Source organism: Lentisphaera araneosa HTCC2155 (assembly GCF_000170755.1).
Lineage (GTDB): Bacteria > Verrucomicrobiota > Lentisphaeria > Lentisphaerales > Lentisphaeraceae > Lentisphaera > Lentisphaera araneosa.
The window spans coordinates 173,685-191,565 of sequence record NZ_ABCK01000005.1 but is presented as its reverse complement, the minus strand read 5'-3'; the positions used below and the strand labels follow the sequence as shown (position 1 = coordinate 191,565).

The 17,881-nt window shown below is 39.5% G+C and carries 12 protein-coding genes; 4 read left to right on the top strand and 8 right to left on the bottom strand.

What is annotated here, in order from left to right; genetic code table 11:
* Positions 1-28: 28 nt before the first annotated feature.
* From LNTAR_RS06600 to LNTAR_RS06590, 3 genes are all read right to left on the bottom strand, one after another.
* Positions 29-319 carry a Dabb family protein gene (locus LNTAR_RS06600; protein WP_007277885.1) on the bottom strand — a complete coding sequence of 97 codons (291 nt, stop codon included), beginning with the start codon at positions 317-319 and terminating at the stop codon, positions 29-31.
* A gap of 164 nt (positions 320-483) precedes the next feature.
* Complete coding sequence (locus tag LNTAR_RS06595) at positions 484-1,755, bottom strand: ISL3 family transposase (protein ID WP_238527726.1); 1,272 nt, start codon at positions 1,753-1,755, stop codon at positions 484-486.
* Between the two features lie 67 nt (positions 1,756-1,822).
* A complete protein-coding gene (locus LNTAR_RS06590; protein ID WP_007277883.1) occupies positions 1,823-4,522 on the bottom strand; it encodes a DUF5695 domain-containing protein in 2,700 nt (899 codons plus the stop codon).
* Positions 4,523-5,334: 812 nt separating this feature from the next.
* On the opposite strand from LNTAR_RS06590, the gene LNTAR_RS06585 reads away from it, so the two are divergent.
* From LNTAR_RS06585 to LNTAR_RS06575, 3 genes are all read left to right on the top strand, one after another.
* Positions 5,335-6,246, top strand: a complete 912-nt coding sequence (locus tag LNTAR_RS06585) for a beta-propeller domain-containing protein (protein ID WP_007277882.1) — start codon at positions 5,335-5,337, stop codon at positions 6,244-6,246.
* A gap of 429 nt (positions 6,247-6,675) precedes the next feature.
* Entirely contained in the window at positions 6,676-9,189 is a 2,514-nt protein-coding gene (locus tag LNTAR_RS06580) for a DUF1592 domain-containing protein (protein WP_007277881.1), read from the top strand.
* A gap of 1 nt (position 9,190) precedes the next feature.
* A complete protein-coding gene (locus LNTAR_RS06575; protein WP_157473330.1) occupies positions 9,191-10,453 on the top strand; it encodes a DUF1552 domain-containing protein in 1,263 nt (420 codons plus the stop codon).
* A gap of 65 nt (positions 10,454-10,518) precedes the next feature.
* Here LNTAR_RS06575 and LNTAR_RS06570 read toward each other — a convergent pair whose 3' ends face one another.
* The gene (locus LNTAR_RS06570) at positions 10,519-10,881 is read right to left on the bottom strand and encodes a CoA-binding protein (protein WP_007277879.1); all 363 of its coding nucleotides are present in this window, start codon (positions 10,879-10,881) and stop codon (positions 10,519-10,521) included.
* Between the two features lie 156 nt (positions 10,882-11,037).
* Between LNTAR_RS06570 and LNTAR_RS06565 the strand changes: the two genes are divergently transcribed.
* Positions 11,038-12,627: a hypothetical protein gene (locus tag LNTAR_RS06565; RefSeq protein WP_157473327.1), complete on the top strand. Its 1,590-nt coding sequence runs from the start codon at positions 11,038-11,040 to the stop codon at positions 12,625-12,627.
* A 35-nt stretch (positions 12,628-12,662) separates the two neighbouring features.
* Here the strand turns inward: LNTAR_RS06565 and LNTAR_RS06560 are convergent, their stop codons facing one another.
* The 4 genes from LNTAR_RS06560 to LNTAR_RS06545 form a co-directional block, all read right to left on the bottom strand.
* Positions 12,663-14,132, bottom strand: coding sequence for a sulfatase-like hydrolase/transferase (locus LNTAR_RS06560; protein ID WP_007277877.1), 1,470 nt, complete (start codon positions 14,130-14,132; stop codon positions 12,663-12,665).
* A 167-nt stretch (positions 14,133-14,299) separates the two neighbouring features.
* A complete protein-coding gene (locus LNTAR_RS06555; RefSeq protein ID WP_007277875.1) occupies positions 14,300-14,857 on the bottom strand; it encodes a 3-keto-disaccharide hydrolase in 558 nt (185 codons plus the stop codon).
* A gap of 14 nt (positions 14,858-14,871) precedes the next feature.
* Positions 14,872-15,903 (bottom strand): alpha/beta hydrolase, encoded by a 1,032-nt coding sequence (locus tag LNTAR_RS25270; RefSeq protein WP_162026367.1) that lies wholly within the window; start codon positions 15,901-15,903, stop codon positions 14,872-14,874.
* A gap of 4 nt (positions 15,904-15,907) precedes the next feature.
* Positions 15,908-17,410, bottom strand: coding sequence for an arylsulfatase (locus tag LNTAR_RS06545; protein ID WP_007277873.1), 1,503 nt, complete (start codon positions 17,408-17,410; stop codon positions 15,908-15,910).
* Positions 17,411-17,881: the final 471 nt, after the last annotated feature.

Below are 17,881 nucleotides of genomic sequence, written 5' to 3'. Positions count from 1 at the left end.
ATAACTAAGCTTACAGCAAAAAGAAAAATTATAGAATTTTCTCGTAATCAATTTCCATGAAGTCTTCTACATTTGGTATCCAAATGTTCTGGACAAAGCTCACATGATCGGGATGGTTATTGTAGTATTGGTAGGTTTTAGGGTTTTTAAATTTCATAAACAAACCAAACTCAAACTTATTTTTAGGACTAGTTTCCCGTACAATTTGGAAATCCATAAGGCCATCAATTTTTTTGAGTTTAAGCGCTTCAGTTAAAAATGCTTCCAGGCTCAATACAGAGTCGCTTTTTAAAGTAAATACTACACCGTGATTGATCATGATTGAACCTTGTAACTGGAATTATAAAAATGGCTAAAGTGAGTGAAGTACACTATAAGTAACACTTTCATGAAAAGCTTGTAACAGACTTGTCAATATTTATGATAAATTAAGCTTTAATTTATTAAGCCTAAGATTGTTGTGTATTAAATATTGGTTCTTTCTCACTTTGAGGGGATGAGGTTTGGTATCCCAGTTAAATTTCCTTTAGTGAAATAGAGCATCATTTTTAGATATTCTTTAGATCTAAACCCTCTGGCCCGTCTTTTAACTGCTGAGAAAACGGAATTAATTCCTTCCAATACAGCATTACTTGTTCCGTGCCTCCATCGAGCAATAATTCCATCAAAATGTTTTGTAAGAGATTCGGCAAATTTCTTTAGAGGGTTTAAAAAGTATTTCCACATTTCTTTTTCAACTTCATTATGAACCCAAGATATCCATGCTTTTAACCCTAACAAAGCTTTGATTTCGGACTTCGTTTTAAAAATATCTTGGAGACTTAAGCGCATTTGGTATGCCATGGCTGTTGCAGTGTTCAGCTCTTTTAATTTTTCTATAGTTTGCTGATCTTTTTCCTTGAGTTTGTCTCTGTTCTTTTGAAATAAACGAGGCTTTTTTAGGAGGTTTCGAATATCACCTTTTGTACGGCGCTCTCTGGAACAAACTTTGCCAATTGCTTTGTTTAAGTTTTGTGCAATATGGAAGTAGTCAAATACTTTACGAGCATTGCGCATATTTGAATCAACGCCACTTTTATAAGAGGGACTCATATCCATGCTAACTTCAGTAATTGCATGAGGGTGACCGTCTTTCAGGTAAAGTTCCTCGGTGAATTGTTCAAAAACTTGTGCATCTTTGCCGTCTGCAGCGAATAGAACACTATGGTTTTCCATATCCACAAAAACACTTACATAACGATGACCTTTTGCGATACTCAACTCATCTACTCCAATTCTCGTGAGTTCACTCCAGTCAAGTTTGGCCCGTTCTTTATCAATATATACTCTTAGAATCCTCCATAATTTTTGATCATCAACTTTCATTAATTTACCTACTTTTGACACGGGCATATGACGCATGAGGGTCAAGGCTAATGCCTCAAAGTCTTTACTGGAATGTTTATTGACACCTTCCCAAGGAGCTCGAATTGTCCACGTTTTTTTACAGGATTTACAAAGGGCACGAGGCAATCGGCATTTTAATACAGTTTTATAAGTCCACATTTGTAGATGATCCCATAGCCTTTCATTTGCATGATCTTTTATAATTAAATCGGTTCTCTTACAACAAGGGCATTCCATACCTTCTAAAAGTTTAGCTGTATCTTTAATTGTCACTTCAATACATGATTGCTCTGCCAAAACTTCTAGTTTACTAACTTCCCATTTATCCCCGAGATTTAACATTTCTGCAAAAAGTTGTTCGGTCATCATTAGCTCCTATTTTGATAAGCTTAACAATACTCCTTGGAGCATCTATCCACAAAAAATGAGAAAGAACCTAAATATTTCTGATCTTCACATTGACAAAGTTTTCTTCAATCTGACATGAGAGCCCTTGAGCTTCCTCACCTTTAACGATAAAGGATGTAATAACTTGATCATCACTATAGAGTTCATAATCACCTGGCTTGAGGCCCTTGACTTCGATGTCGATTGCATGGCTTGTCTTTGAACGGTTTTCTAAGGTGAATTCCAAAGAATTGAGCTCTGTTGAAAAAACTATAGGCTCATCCTTTTTAAAACCGTCAGATTTTAGAGTGAGATGAAAGGAAAGGTTTTTGCTGATGTAATGAAGCTGGCGGCGAACCCCATCTCGCGGAATGACGCGCAATTTTTGCGCTGTTTCATCAAGCTCTCCACCATAAGCAATAAAGCCAAAATTGGGGTCGTCGACGACAATGGTAGCCGCCGCTTCAACTCCCGCCGTTAAGCCATGATCAATTTCTCCGCATACTGCCCAAGCACCACGACTCATATCTTTGCAGGCTGAGTTCCACTCTGAACCCTGCATCTGGGGCATGAAGCCCCATGCGACTGAGCCATCATTGTTTTTACCTGGGTACCAGTAGCCGTAATTACTTTCCTTGGTGCCGCTATTGATCAGCCCCCACGAGCAAAGCAGCGATGCATAACCGAGTTGAATGAGATCAAATTTGTTTTCTTCGAAATAAAGTCCCTGATCCATAATCGCCCAGCCCCCCATTTGAGACATGTAACTCATGGTGTAATTGGAAGTGCCAACGGCGCGAAAATCACTGCCGTAGTGGTAATAGGAATTCTCTAAGACTCCACGACAGGCAAGGTTGGCCATAAGCTGACGATGCAAGTAGTCTTTGTGTTTAGCTTCATCAATGACGGGATGAGAGTACCATTGACCGGTGTTTTTGTGCTGCCAAAGGTGATGGTCGGGTTTTAATTTTCGAGTGAGAGCATATTTGCCAATGGCATAACTCGACTCATAGGCAGTGGAATCCACGGGCATTTCCGAAACAAAGGGGTAATCATCGTCATAGAGGAAAAATTTAACTTTCTTGTCCCATTCACCTTCCAAATAGTCTGCTTTGTCGTCAAGGCCTTCAGCTCTTAAAGTTTCGATGAGTGGCAGTAAGTATTTCTCGTGGAAGTTGCCCAAGGTGTAGGCCCAATCAGTCCAACCTTCATGAGCCCAACCACCTGTCATCATGATATTGTAAGGAACTTCAAAATAGGCTTTAGCAGTTCCGTAAGCCCGCTCCAAATACTGATCGGTTGTTATGTAGTTTATGAGATCAGGGTTTTGCTTACCGATGAGATACATATTGTAATAGAGGGCAAAATAAGTTGTGTAGTCAAAAGTTCTCCACATGCGGCACTGACTGCCACCTTCTTGAGGACGACTAGTGGATTCTTTAATGAGATCATTACTTGAATTGCGATTTGTGAGCCATGAGTCCGATCCATAGATACCGTAGGGGTAGGGGTCTTCTTGGTCAGTGCGTTGATGTTTTCCCCAGACAAAATTCTCGATAAAGTATTCCAGAGATGCAATTTCTTCGGCATCTGGATATGCGACGTTTTTTTCGGAAAGGTACATGCATTTACTATTGGAAGGATCATCTGAACCACTGACACAGTAGGGATGTTGGCTGCCGGGATTATCGGGACCAAGTTTTTGTTGACCTTCCTCTGCACCTGCATCCCATAGACTATAAAGTCCATCATACCATTTCGTGGGGTCTTTGTGTTGTTGAAAATCTTTGATGAATGAGGCGCGTTTTTTGATCAAGGTTTCCAAATCTTCGCTAACAAAAAACTCTAAGATCGTTTCTTGTTGATCACCGTAATGTAGAGTGAGTTTGTTTTCGCCGAGCTTCTGAAAGTTGATTTCATAAATTTCATTTTCACCATGCTTTGGAAGTTTAGAAATCTCAGTCTCCTCGGGGAATTCGGCTTGAATGCGAGTGATCTTTTGCTGAGAACGCATAGCTATTTTGCTTTTGAGGTCGCGGGGAATCACCATGCCTGGAGCAATGCGAATGTCTATGCCACCACTTTGGTATATTTTTTTGCGGATGTCGCTATAATTATCGCACCAATGAAAGCGAAAGCTATAAGAAATACTTTCCCCTGCCTGCAATATTTTACTGCTATTCTCCTGTCGCCAAGTTCCGGTCAAGTTCTCCACATGGGCTTTAGAATGAATGAAGGCGCTATAGAGCGCTCCGCCACTTGCATAGATACCATTTTTAGCTTCGAAAAATTCGAGATGGGTGTTTTCTGTGGGAGTCATGAGTAAATGAGCCCCAATACCGCCTACGGGTAGCCAGAAAATAAATGAATTATGCCCCGCAATATGACTGTGTTTAAAAACCCGTCCTTCAAAAGATTCCTTCGGATTGCGGGTGTATTCTTCATTGAACTGAAAGGGAAGTTCGAGTGTGCCAATTTCTAGAGGCGAATGACTCGTATTACTCAATTTAATAGTCCATTCCAAGAGTGGGCCACTGGATGAAAAGGAACTGGAGACTGTTAGCTCATCGCTACCTGTTTGATCGCAATGAATCCAGTCAGCTTTATGCCTGTAGGAAAGGTTGACGCAACCTAAATTATTTCCTGGGCGTATGAATTCGGTTTCGAAAGGATCATTTTTGCGCTTGAGAGATGTGATGTGACCTTCGTTTTCTTCAATGATAAATTCTGCAGGGGGATTTTGAGTCATATAGTCGCTCTTAATTATTTATAAGTAAAGATACTAGTATGACCTTGCCTAAAAAATGTCTCAGAAAGTCATATACTTGTCCAATTGCGACTATTTTTTTATGAGTACTCAATTTAAGTCGAGAATACTGGATCTGATTTTTAGTGAAAAATTCATTTTAAGTAAGCGATATTACTTTTTTTTTACTCATAAAGCGGGGTAAAGCTCCTAGTCGCTTCATCAAGGATTGGCAAACTCTTACAGGGAGAGCTCGAGAGGGACGGCTTCCTTCTCGAATACCAAGTATCATGGCTTCTATCCTACCTAGGGTTTACTGAACGGGCTGTTTATTTTTGTTAATCAATGATTTTTTGGGGGAGCACTTGTTTCCCTGCAAGCCTAAAGACCTTATTTTTAATTTGCCTTTGCATGAATAACCCTATAAACCGTTTTTTGTAAGTATAATTGCGCCTGTAGCTCGAGGTATTTAAATACGACTTCGCCTTGGTATAAAGATTCTTCCTAAAAAACGCAATTATTCAGTAAGCCCTACCTAATCGAGTGATTTTTCACAAAAATACTTTTGAATTATATGTTTCCATGATGGTGTAAAACCCAAATGAATATCGCTTAAGGATTCAACTAATAGTAATTTATTATTAGGTAAGCTGTTACGAATGATTAAATTGTCATGTTATATAATTGTAACAAGACATGGTCTTATCTGTCTATTTATTACTTGAATAGATATTACGAGAAAATTAATTATAAATCCAGTTGATAAATAATTCTAGTATAGATATAGTTTGTTTTAAATAAAAAGTGAGTGAATTATGAAAAGTACCAAATTGTGTTTAATTTTCATCCTATTATTAAATGTTGCTTTCGCTGAAAAATTAGAATTTATTTCTAGTGATGGCTTAGAGTATAATAGAGAATTTGTACCAGAATTATTGGTCACAGAATATTTGAAAGAGCAGGGTAAATACATACAAAAGGGAGAAGTTACGAAACGATGGGCTTCCTATGGCAAGTGTCAAGAGGTGTGGAAAACAGATAAATTTACCATCGTATGTGGTACATTTGGAGTTTGGAAATATGACAATGAGAATACTCGAACTATTTATTTTGAGCCTAAGAAACGTCCCTTAGAAATTCACTCTTGCCAACCCCTAGATGATGGTGGAATGCTTATAGGAGTCAACAAAGTGCTACTGGAGCTTAATCCGAAAGGAAAAATTCGCCGAATGATTAAAATTCCTTTTTTAAAATATGAAAATAGATTACAGATGAAGACTGTAAGGAAATTAAAAGATGGTGGCTATATCATTTCAGCTTGTGGACAAAATAAAGTTTATATTTTAAATAAACAGGGAATGTTAACTCGCACTATTAAGCTTAATAAGCTTGATCTCCCAGCAAAAGTTAACCGCATTCATGGTGTAGAGCTTTTAGATAACGGTAATGTACTTGTTGGAACTGGCTATGGAGCCAGTTTAATAGAAATTGATAAAAATGATAAAGTTGTGTGGTCCTTACAGTCGATTGATCTACCTGTATTAGGCTTAAAGTATGTAGGAGGTTTTGTGATACGAGACAATGGTAATATTGTTGTTTCTGCTTACAATAGCACTTTCCCGATGTTTGAAGTAAGTCGTGATAAAAAGCTAGTATGGAAGCTTCGTCGTAATAAAGATACAGGAATTGATTTACCAACAAATGTGAGTTTAGTAGCTTCGAAGTGAAAATTAATTCTCTTTAAGAATTTGTTCATTAGTATTTAGACTAATCTATATTTGTGTAGTATGCATGTTGTAAAATTTCATTGGAAATTGTAATTACACTGTAATTTTTTAAGTATTTATATCGTATAATATTTTGTAGTATACTTTGTTGACTTAAGCTGCAGCCTGTCGGACTTCTCTCCCTTAGACTGCAAAACAGCTGAGTTTTTAAGGAGTTCCTGCTCGGAAATCGTTCAATATATCCAATATTCGTCTTATTTCGGACAAAAACCGGCTTTATTCACTCCTTGTTCACTAAAGAAGCTCAAAGTTCTATAGGCAGCTAAGTCAATAAAAGTGGGAAATCTGTTAATTGTCACTTTTCCTATTTGGTTTTATTATTTTAATGATGGGACTAATGGAAGAAGTACTAAATAGAGAATTATACGAATGAGTAAAAGAGTTATTGCTATAATATTGATTTTCCTTAACTTACTGGGAGCTCAAGAGAAAGTTTACAGGAATTTCTTTGAAGCTCATTGTAACGATTGCCACAATGAAAAAAAGCAAAAGGGCAAAGTTCGTTTAGATAATTTATCACTAGAAATTAACACCGTTCAGCAAGCCGATCATTGGCAACAAATTCTCGATGCCGTGCAATCAGGAGAAATGCCTCCCGAAGAAGAGCCCGTGCCCCCTGCAAAAGAGAAGTTAGAGTTTTTGGCTTTGCTCTCTGCAAAACTCGTCGAAGCGCGCAGCACTCTAAGTGATTCAGGCGGGCAAGTGATTATGCGTCGCCTGAACCGCAATGAATATGCCAATACACTCGAAGCTATTCTCGGAGTCACAGTCGATGTAGGAGACCTTCCTGATGATCGCTCCGGAGAAAGTTTTGATACTGATGGCGGCGGTCTATTTATGTCGCCAGATCAATTGGATCAGTATTTAACTATTGCTCGTGACGCAATTGAGAAAGCATTTATTAGAAGTCAGCCTCAAAGCCTCGTTAAACATCGTGTGGAAGTCGAGAATAAAAATAAATTCATCAAAAAGCAGCGCGGTAAATTACTGAATGAATATAAGAGCGTGGAAGCTTATCGAGCGCGAAAAGATAAAAGTTTAAAGCCCAGTGATTTTGGCATCAAGGACTTACGAGCGACAGAGATTATTTCCAATGATTACAAACGTTTTTTTCCTGCCTTTGAAACGTATTTTAATCATCCTCTGAGTGAAGAGGGCTATTTACTTTCTTTGTTTCGACCCATTCCTCAGCTCGCAGTTGATTTAAGGGTCAGTAAGGCTCTCAAAAAGAATCCTAAAAAAATGCATCATAGCTGGGTAGCGGAAGGGGTTTATAAAATCAGAATCCGCGTCGCCAAAACAGCTGATGCCGATCCTGAACGGACTTTTTTGAACCTCAATATAATGGATAAAGGTGCAATCAAACGTCTGAATAGCTTCCATATCACTGCCGATGCAAGGGAGCCTCAAATAATTGAAACGCTTGTAGAAGTTAATGACGGGAGTCGCCGTATAGTTTTATCGGAAAAATCTAATGAGGGGACGGCTCGTGCCAAATTTAGTAAAAGTCGAGATAAAAAAACGAAAACTCATGCAGGAGCTGGTCATGCCCTTTGGATTGATTGGCTTGAATGGGAAGGTCCCTTAGAATTTAAGAGAACAGATCAGGTTCAAGAGCTTTTAACTTCCACGAAAGTTTTCATGAATCAGGAAAAAGTAAGATCCTTATTAGAAGGCTTTAGTCGAGAAGCTTTTCGCGGGGATGCTCCTGCAACAGAATTCATCGATAAACTCGTGGTCATTTATGAGAATGAGAAAAGAGCTGGGAAGAAAGCCCGTGCAGCTCTTATAGAACCCTTAGCAATTATTTTGTCCTCCCCCAGTTTTTTATATCTTGCTGAAGCAGGGGTAGAAAATGAGAAAAAATCATTGAATCAAGTTGAGTTAGCCAATCGCTTAGCCTACTTTTTATGGAGTTCACCCGCCGATAAAGAGTTGATAAAGCTCGCACAGAAAGGTGAATTGAAAGGTGATGTTTTGAAGGCACAAGTGGATCGTATGCTGGCAAATCATCGGATAAAAAACTTTTATCAATCCTTTGTCTATCAATGGCTGGATATGGAGAGGCTATACTTGTTTCAGTTTGATCCTCATAAATACCCGAATTACGATGAAACATTGAGAGATACCGCAGCTGAGGAAGTTTATGAAACGGTGAAATATATCGTGGACAATAACTTGAGCACAAAGAATTTACTCAAATCTGATTTCCTTATTTTAAACGCCATGTTAGCGACGCATTATGGGATAGAGGGAGTCGAAGGAGATGAGTTTAGAAAAGTTGACGTAGCAGACAATTTCTTCAGGGGTGGTCTCATGAGTATGACGGCTATAGCCGCTATGGGTTCCGATGGTCAGCATACTTCTCCCGTTGAACGAGGGACTTGGGTTCTGAGAAAACTCTTAAATAATCCACCGCCTCCCGCACCAGCCAATGTACCTCAACTCAGTCGTTTAGAAGGTCAGAAATTAACCGTGCGAGAAGTTTTGAAGGTGCACCAAGAAGAGCCTCAATGTTCTCATTGCCATAAGAAAATTGATCCCATTGGCTTGGGCTTAGAAAATTTTGATGCCACAGGGCGCTGGCGTGATCAAGACAATTTCAATAAAATTAAAATTGCGATCAACCCTGCGGGATCTTTATACAAAGGCCCCTCATTTGAGTCTTATGCTGAACTACGTGATATCATTTACGATCGTGCCGATGACTTTAATTATGGTCTTATTAGGAATTTATTATCCTATAGCCTAGGCCGTCCAGTAGCTTTTTCTGATCGAGCTTTAATGGATGACTTACACTTAGAAATGAAAAAAGATCAGTTTAGTATGCGCAACTTAATTCACGCTATTGTGCAATCGAAAGAATTTAAAACGAAGAGGTGATATGATGGACAGAAGATTTTTTCTTAAGGGCTTAGGCACAACTTTGGCGCTGCCCTATATGAACTCACTTCAAGGTGATGTGAAAGAGACTCAGATTAATCATAAGATGCTCTTCCTCTCTTTTGGTTGGGGCGTGACAAAACAGAGCTGGTATCCTAACAAAAGTCAACAGGGAAGTGAGTATGAGCTCTCCGAAGGACTCAAACCCTTAGCTCGTCATAAAAAGGATTTCAGTTTAATCCTTGGGACCGAGCACCAATATAATAAGCAGGGCCATTGGGGTAGCACAATGTTTTTAACGGGTGCGAATCGTTATGCCGTTCCAGGTAGGAGCTTTAGTAATACGATTTCTTGTGATCAGCTCGCGGCTCAAGCTTGGGGAGAAAACAATCGTTTCTCTTCTTTGCAATTTGATTGCGCCAAGCCCTCCGTTTCGGGGCATGGTCCTGGACTCTCGATGTCTTGGAATCAGAGCGGTAAACCGATGGCAGGAATGCAAAACCCCGTTTTGGTCTACAATAAACTCTTTGGTAATGCGGGCATGTCTATAGAGGAAAAACAGCAACTCATTTCCAAACGAGGCAGTTCCCTAGATGCCGTTTTAGCTGATGCTAATAAACTCAGTCAAAAGCTCACGTCAGAAGACAAAGATAAGTTAAATGAATACTTGGAATCAGTTCGAGAAATAGAATTGCAGTTAGCCAAGGAAAAGTCTTGGTTGGGAAAACCTAAACCCCAAGCACCTTTGCAGGAACCGCAAAAAGGTCTCAAGGGCTACGATGAAATTAAGCTGATGTATGACTTGCTCGTAGCTGCCCTACAAACAGATTCGACACGGGTGATCACCTATCGTCAGCCGGTAGAGAGCCTGCTTCAAAGCTTAGATGTGAGCATAACTTCTCACAATATGAGTCATTATGGGAAAGGCGATCGTTTGACCGTTTCTAAACTTCGCGATGAAAAACAAAGTGAGCTTCTCGCCTACTTGATGGATCGTTTAAAACAGACAAAGGATGTGAATGGACAGAGTCTTTTTGATACGACAACACTTGTTTATGGTTCAAATATTTCGACTTCGCATACCCTGACAAATTGTCCCGTTCTAGTGGCGGGTAATAAGCACATCCTCAAACTAGGGGAGCATAAAATAATGCCCAAAGGAACGCCATTGAATAACCTTTGGCTCACACTGCTGAACGCCAATGGCATTCGACAAGAGTCCTTTGGAGATAGCACGGGCATGATTGAGGATATTCTCGTTTAATAAATGCTTTTAGATGTTTTTGAGTTCTTTAAGTAGTCCTTAAATTTATCAGTTCGCTAGTTGCTTTAATATTGTCCTGTACGTAACATGACTAAGGTGCAGGCCTCTAGAGCTTCGATTTCTGAATCTTTAAAGCTTTGCATGATATCAGCATCTTCAGTTCCGGGATTAAAGATGATGCGCTTGGGCTTGAGGGCTATGAGCTCCTCGACAATGGGCTGCAGGCGGGCCGGTCGGACGTAGAGGGTAATAGTATCGACGGGCTCGCTGATCTGCGCTATTTCCGTATGAATTTTTCTATCATCAATGGCTCGCCCAAGGGGATTATAGAGCAAAGTTTTGTGTCCATGTTCTTCCAATTCCAGCATGGCTTTATTAGCATAGCTGGAAGGGCGAGGTGTAGCACCAATTATCAGTGTAGTTTTCAATTTAATTTCTCCGGATTACAAAATTACAAAGTGTCTAAAAGTTGAATAAAAGCAATATTTTTATGAAAGAAGTTTAAAACCCTAACTTTAAGAAATCTCTGAGAACTTTAGATTAGGTTTACATTGGAAATGTACTTAAAATTAGGTGGAGAAAAGATGAAGTATAAATTTTGTGTAAACGCTCACTTTGATAAAGACTTAAAATCCACAGTGAACAGTAAGCTCCAGATATTACATTCAGAATTATGTGTATTGGATTTGCCGCATAAGGGGCGGTTTTATAAAAATTTCTGTGATTTGGATTTGTTTTATGAAGTATGCAATATCTTTGATGATTTGGGTTTCGATAAAGATGGAAGTCAGTCTAATAAATATTATTACACTTCTATTAGTTTAGAATATTGTGATGATGACAAATATGAATTTCCCTTTTTAAGTCTATCAGGTAATTCTTGGTATGACTCAGATAATAATTTCAATGAAATTATTAATGAAGATTTAATTATGGATGTTAAAAATCTTGGCAATTTTAAAAATTGGCAGATAAATTTATTGGCTAATGGAGACTTGTCTCTCTTAGTAAAAAGTAGATTTATAGAAATGTATAAAAGTAACGGGTTAAATGGTTTGAGATTTAAACCAGTGTTGATCAAAAGTTTGACAGCTAAGTTACAACCTAGCAAATCTGTATATTGGGCTCAATTTGAGGATATTCTGGATGAAAAGGATTTTTTCAGAAACCATTTTAGCGACAAATATAATCAACCTGTTCCTAAATATATTAAGCTTGAGTTTGAAAAAATGATTGAAAATTTAGATGTTTTTTATGTAAAATCAGCTAATGAAATTTTGTTTAGTCAAAAGTTTTTTCGTTTATTAGAATCTAATAATTTGTTGATTGATTTGAATCGTGTTAGTCCGTGGGGAATAGATTATTTGGCAGGTAAGTCTGGTTCAAGTTTAAAGAATTTTTTGATTAAACATGATCGTTTTGACAATGACATAGAATTAACTTACAGAAGAGCAATAGAAACCATAGAAGCGCGAAAAAAAGAGTTTAATCAAGAAGTAGTAGAGGCTAACAAAATTGCAGAAGCAGCGAAGGAAAAAAATCAGTTAGAAAAAAGACAAAAAGCAATAAATGAACTGTTTGAGAATAATGTGCAAAAATCTAGGGAAATAAATTATTTTCAAGCGGACTTTGATTATCTAGGTTGGAATCCAGCGCTAGACAAAGTATGTGATTTAACTGGACAAAAAGGACTTTGTCTACGCCCATGGTTAAGTCATTATGACGAATCATACAAAGTAGACCTTAGTGTTGATGAGTTAAAATTATTAGTAGATAGAAACCACCCTGGTGATAAGTTTTTTTATGTGCATATAAATGCTATTGAGAAAGGGATACTTAAGGTACAGCATGAAATTGATGATGAGTTTGGTTATTATGAAGATTGTTTAAGTGAAGAGATACTTGATAAAATGAATCGAACTCCTCCTTATGAAGGTGAAGGTAGATGGTATTTAGAAAGTGAAGGTATTCTGCCATTTGTAGGTATTTGGCGATCAGGTGATATAAAAGAACATATTAAAGATTTGAATTCCCAAGAAGAATTTATTAGTTCTATAAAGTTTCAGTCTCAACTTGAACCATTAACGTTGGAGTCAATAGATGTAAAAGGTAGGATTTTTGTCTTCAAAGATCCAGTTGATCAATCCTTTATGGGGTGCTTTGAGTATAATTAAATCTTTTTAGTTGTTATAAATTCACCCAAATTGAATTATAGTGTTTTTGGATGGGGTAGCAGGTCGATGAAATCGCCATCCTGCTTCTTGAATTCTAATTCGGTTTTTTCTCGAAGTTGTTTGAGTTTTGTTTTGTACTCGGGGTTGATGGCAAGGTTGTTGAGTTCCTTGGGGTCTTTCTCTAGGTCGTAGAGCTCTTCAATAACATTGTCTTTAAAGTGACGAATATATTTGTACTTGCCATCACGCATCATCATCCAGGCGTAGAGCCCCCGGCGTTTAAAGGCGTCGTAGTTTTTTGCTTTAAGTTCTTCGTTGATTTTTGAACCATAGCGATGGGTTGTGTTGATCATCAGCATGGGCGAAGCGAGCTTTTTGTGGGGATCTTTTAGCAAAGGCATTAGACTGCGGCCATGCATTTTCCATTGGGGTTCAATGCCGGCAAGTTCGTGAATAGTAACAGTGATATCGACACCGCAGACGGCTTCGCCATTCACCGTGCCAGGCTGAGTAATACCAGGTGCTTTGATAATGAGCGGGGCAATAATATTGGCATCATAGGGAAGCCATTTTTCTTTTGAACCATGCTGCCCCCAAGCAAAGCCTTGGTCTGAAGTGAAGATGACGATGGTGTTTTCTAATTGGCCACTATCCTCTAAGGCTTTCATGAGAGTACCCACTGCTTCGTCTAGTGATTTGACTGCGTTGTGGTATTTTTTGACTTGACTAGCGAAGCCTACAGGCGTACCATTTTTATCTTTTTTCCAACGCGTCATGTTTTTTAGGTGTGCAGGTTTACTGTGTCGCGGACCAAAAATATCTGAGGGGACCTTTACTTCAACATCTTTATAAAAATCTTTGTGACGTTTGGCGGGTGTGTAGGGGCCATGGACACCTGGGTAGCAAAGCCATAGGTACCAAGGTTTCTCCTTGTCATTTTGTTTGTGTATATAATCCACTGCGAGCTCAGTAAACTTATCGGTGGTGTATCCCCCCAAGGGCTTGCGTTCACCGCCATTAGTTCGGACAAGACTATTGTTAAAGTAGGCGTACTTATTGCTCTTCGGGCCACCGCGATCCCAGATAACAGAGTAATCCCAATCGCGGCCATGTCCCACATCTTCACCCAAATGCCATTTGCCAATACAGGCCGTTTCATAACCCTGCTGACGAAATACAGCAGGGAAAAAGGGCAGAGTTTTAGGATCATATTCCGCCATGGGATAATTGGTGATTTTAAGTGAATCTAATGAATGCTGAAGCAAGCCCGTAAGTTTGCTGGCGCGAGATGGCTGACACCAGGTACCTGTGTAGCAGGAGGTGAATCTCATTCCCGACTCAGCTAATTTATCGATGTTAGGAGTTTGTACCCAATCATGCGCCTCGTCGTAAGCCGATACCGACCGGTGAGTTTGATCATCGGTAAAAATATAAAGGATGTTGGGCTTTTTATCGACAGCAATAGTAGATAGGCAGATGAGTAGGGTGAGGAGGTGTTTTATCATGTGTTTTATTGGGTTGCGCCTTCGGCTTAGGTTTGCCGAGCAGGAGCTCGGCAGTTCGGATTTGTACATAGTCCACGCTTCAGCGTGTTGGAGAAAACTTTATGCGCAGCTGGGGCTGCGCGGTCCGATTGAGTAAACATGCCGGCGAGGCGCCGGCGCTCCCAGGTTTAAAGCTCTTTGAAGGAGACGATTTCGAACTCCATTTTTTGGTGAACTCCAGCGTGAAGTTGAAGGCCGATGGGGCCACTTTCTTTGATTTTTACGCCGTCGTAATCGACTGTTTGAGTTCCGTTGAGGTAGACTTTCATATTCTTGCCTTGAACGATCATTTTCATTTCGTTCCATTGACCCAGTTTATGGAGTTCAGCTACTTTGTCACTGCTAGCAGGGTACTTTCCTTTTTTGTCGCTGGGAGCATAAATGCAGGCCGTGAGATCTTTTTTCAGTGAACGAGAAACACCAATTTGAACTTGGTGACTATTACCTCTGAGAAAAACGCCAGAGTCGTAATCTTTGGAGTCAGTTTTAAACTTTACGACAAGCTCATAATCTTTGAATTTTTTCTCAGTCCAAAGCACAGAATTTTTCTTGTCGACATTTTCACCAATAATAAGATTATCCTCAGTAGTCCAGTTATTTTTGTGTTCTTTCCATTCAAGACCACCACTTTCCAAAGCAAGAAGTGAAGTGCTGAGTGCGAGTAGAGCTATTGCGAATTTTTTCATATTATTTTCCTGTTTTAAAGACCTGACTTGTGTTTGTTAATAGATTGAGATAAAGTATAAATGCTTGAGGGAATCCATATGGCTGGTTTGCCTTTTTTTTGTTCTTTAAGCCAATTCAGTGCTGCATGGGAAATGATTTCGTGGCCGCCTTTAAAGATATTGACTCTTGTGTGTTGAGTTTGTTTTCTGAAAATGAGTTCTTTTTTTTGATAAAGCGGGTCTTTACTTGCTTGGGGGAGTTCGGAAGGTAAAGATTGCTTTTTATAAAAAGTATTTATGAGTTTCTTTGGGATTCTGTCTTTTTCAGAAACTATGGTATTAAAGGCTTTTAAAGAATGAGTAAAAGCAACACTGCCCCCTTTGTGGCCATCATAAATCCCTGCACTAATATCGATATTTACTTTTTGAGCTGCAGATAAGAATTTATTAGGTGAACGTAATTGAGCTTGTTCTCGGGCAAATTTATTTTGGTCGAGTCGTCCTCCCACTACTTTTTCGATGTGACGGGCGTATTTTTTATACTTTTTATGTTTATCATTTTCTTGCCACCAAGAGTAGATATCGGAGATGGGAACCCAAGCGGAGACTCCCGCCCAAATTTCAGGGTGGCGACCCGCCATAAGTAGTGCCATGTGACCACCGCCAGAACTCCCCATTAGATAAATACGTTGCGTATCAATCTTGTGGTTCTGCTTCATATAGTTTATCGCATCGATTATGTCCTGAACGGCCTTGTCAGATCCACAGGCATCTTTAGTCCAATTTGGGCCGCGAAAATGAGGATGAATAAAGTGCCAATTATTTTCTAAGCACCATTGCAGTGCATCATTTTGCCAACCTGTTTGTGTATATGTTCCCGACCAACTGTGTAATGCAATTAAAAGAGGGCGTTTTTTATCAGAAGGACTCACAAAGCTCATCATGGCTTGGTAAGTAGAATCTATGGAAGTTTTATATTTAATCTCTTTAGAGTAATCGGGCCAATTATTTTTAGCTAAGATGGAATAAGAGAAAAATAAAATTGTGAAGGTATAAAATATTCGCATGAAATTACTGGCTTTTGGCTTTTTTATACCATGCATGGTAAGGTTTTTTGAGTGCTTCGAGTTTTTCGGGGTATTGACTGGAGAGGTCATGAGATTCATTTTGATCTTTAGACATATCGAAGAGTTCCCATTTCTTTCCCCAGAATACGGCTTTCCAATTATTGTCGCGGATACCACCACCTTTAGACCATTGCCAGAAAAGTGGCTGGGACCTGTTGAGTTCTTGACCTGAAAAAGTGGGAGCAATACTCGTTCCTTGCATGGGAGTAACATCTGAAGGATATTTTGCCTTGGTGATAACGACTAGAGTACTCATAATATCGATAAAATGTATGGGCTCAGAATTGAAGCTTCCGGGTGTACTGATTTTGCCAGGCCAATGAACGATGAAAGGAGTGCGAATTCCACCTTCGTGCGAGTAGTTTTTCCAGTTATGAAGAGGAGTGTTTTGAACGGTAGCCCAAGATTTACCAACAGTTTCAAAACTAGCGACATTGCCAAAATCTTCAATCTTAGTGGATTTAGTTTTGGCTCCGCTTCCCTCAGCGCAAGCGCCATTATCTGAAGCAAACATAATAAGGGTGTTCTCATATTTGCCTTGCGATTTTAGCTTGGAGATGATTTTACCAACACTGCGGTCTACATGTTCGATCATAGCCGCATAGATTTCCATACGGAGTTTTTCTTTTTCTAATTCAATTCCTTTTAAACTAGACCAATTACGCTCAGTCCATTTTGCTAGAGAGCTTTTGTTCGGGTCAATGATTCCCATTTTAACCATGCGCTTATAGCGAGCCTCGCGTATGGCTTCGTAGCCTTGATCGTATTTGCCTTTGTATTTGGCTATATCTTCCGGCCAGGCATGGAGGGGGTAGTGAGGCGCTGTGTAGGATAGGTAGAGAAAGAAGGGCTGGGTTTCGAGCTCTTTTTCATCCATCCACTCCAGAGCTTTATTGGTAAATGCGTCAGTTACATGAAAATTACGATCTTCTGGAGTGTAGCTAGCAATAGTTTTTTCGTCATCACACCAGTAGCGCGTACGCCCCTTGTTACCTGGAGCGGCTTCGCCAGAGCGTTGTTTTCCGGGGTTCCACATATTCGAAGCACCATCGCGTAAACCATAGTAATGGTCAAAGCCACGATCGAAAAGATTTTCAGTGCCATGGTGCTTACCCGATGCAAAAGTTCTGTAACCAGTTGTTTTAAGTACTTCGCCTAGAGTTGCGGAATTCAACATTTTCGCATGCCTTTTATCCATGCCGCTTTGTTGAGCATAAATTCCCGTCAAGAGGCAAGCCCGCGAAGGAAAGCATTTTGCCGTATTATACATTTGCGTATAGCGCAAACCATTGTCTGCCAATGAATCAATGTTTGGAGTGTTGATCTCACTGCCATAGCAGCCTAGATCAGAGTAGCCCATGTCATCCACAAGGACAAAAATGATGTTGGGTTTTTCATTTGCGCCAAGAATGCAAATAAAAGAAAATAGTACAATAAGGTATTTCATTGGAGGCCTAATTTTTTGATATAGAAAATATTAGGGTCTGAAAAGATGAAATGCATGAATCAAATCACGAAAAAATCATTCAATTTACGCAAAATATGAATTTTATCATCAAAACACGATTTTGCAGGGGGGAGGATTAAATTATAGTTTTATTATTTGGGACTTTGTCCCAAGCCCAACTCAAGGGTGCTAAGCACCCTTAAGAATCCCGACGCTAGTCGCTACGCGTCAGCGCTTTTCCTTGAGTTTATAGATGATTTTATAATGATCCGCCTGGTCAAGGACTGGCAAGTCCTTGCAGGGTTTGGGGCAGAGCCCCATAAGCGCTAACCAGAAGCTTTTAAATCATTCTGTACTGTGTCTATTTGCAGTTTACGTGTACGTGGAGGTTCTTTGAGTGTTTCGCGAATTCTCATCCAATTCACCACAACCTTTCTTAGTGATATCGCTGGAAGTATAGTCTGTAAAACT

Bases quoted from the DNA above. Each gene is read 5' to 3' on its own strand.
- LNTAR_RS25270 (WP_162026367.1), bottom strand. From the start codon at position 15,903: ATGCGAATATTTTATACCTTCACAATTTTATTTTTCTCTTATTCCATC.
- LNTAR_RS06575 (WP_157473330.1), top strand. From the start codon at position 9,191: ATGATGGACAGAAGATTTTTTCTTAAGGGCTTAGGCACAACTTTGGCG.
- LNTAR_RS06565 (WP_157473327.1), top strand. From the start codon at position 11,038: ATGAAGTATAAATTTTGTGTAAACGCTCACTTTGATAAAGACTTAAAA.
- LNTAR_RS06600 (WP_007277885.1), bottom strand. From the start codon at position 319: ATGATCAATCACGGTGTAGTATTTACTTTAAAAAGCGACTCTGTATTG.
- LNTAR_RS06545 (WP_007277873.1), bottom strand. From the start codon at position 17,410: ATGAAATACCTTATTGTACTATTTTCTTTTATTTGCATTCTTGGCGCA.
- LNTAR_RS06580 (WP_007277881.1), top strand. From the start codon at position 6,676: ATGAGTAAAAGAGTTATTGCTATAATATTGATTTTCCTTAACTTACTG.
- LNTAR_RS06590 (WP_007277883.1), bottom strand. From the start codon at position 4,522: ATGACTCAAAATCCCCCTGCAGAATTTATCATTGAAGAAAACGAAGGT.
- LNTAR_RS06585 (WP_007277882.1), top strand. From the start codon at position 5,335: ATGAAAAGTACCAAATTGTGTTTAATTTTCATCCTATTATTAAATGTT.
- LNTAR_RS06555 (WP_007277875.1), bottom strand. From the start codon at position 14,857: ATGAAAAAATTCGCAATAGCTCTACTCGCACTCAGCACTTCACTTCTT.
- LNTAR_RS06595 (WP_238527726.1), bottom strand. From the start codon at position 1,755: ATGATGACCGAACAACTTTTTGCAGAAATGTTAAATCTCGGGGATAAA.
- LNTAR_RS06560 (WP_007277877.1), bottom strand. From the start codon at position 14,132: ATGATAAAACACCTCCTCACCCTACTCATCTGCCTATCTACTATTGCT.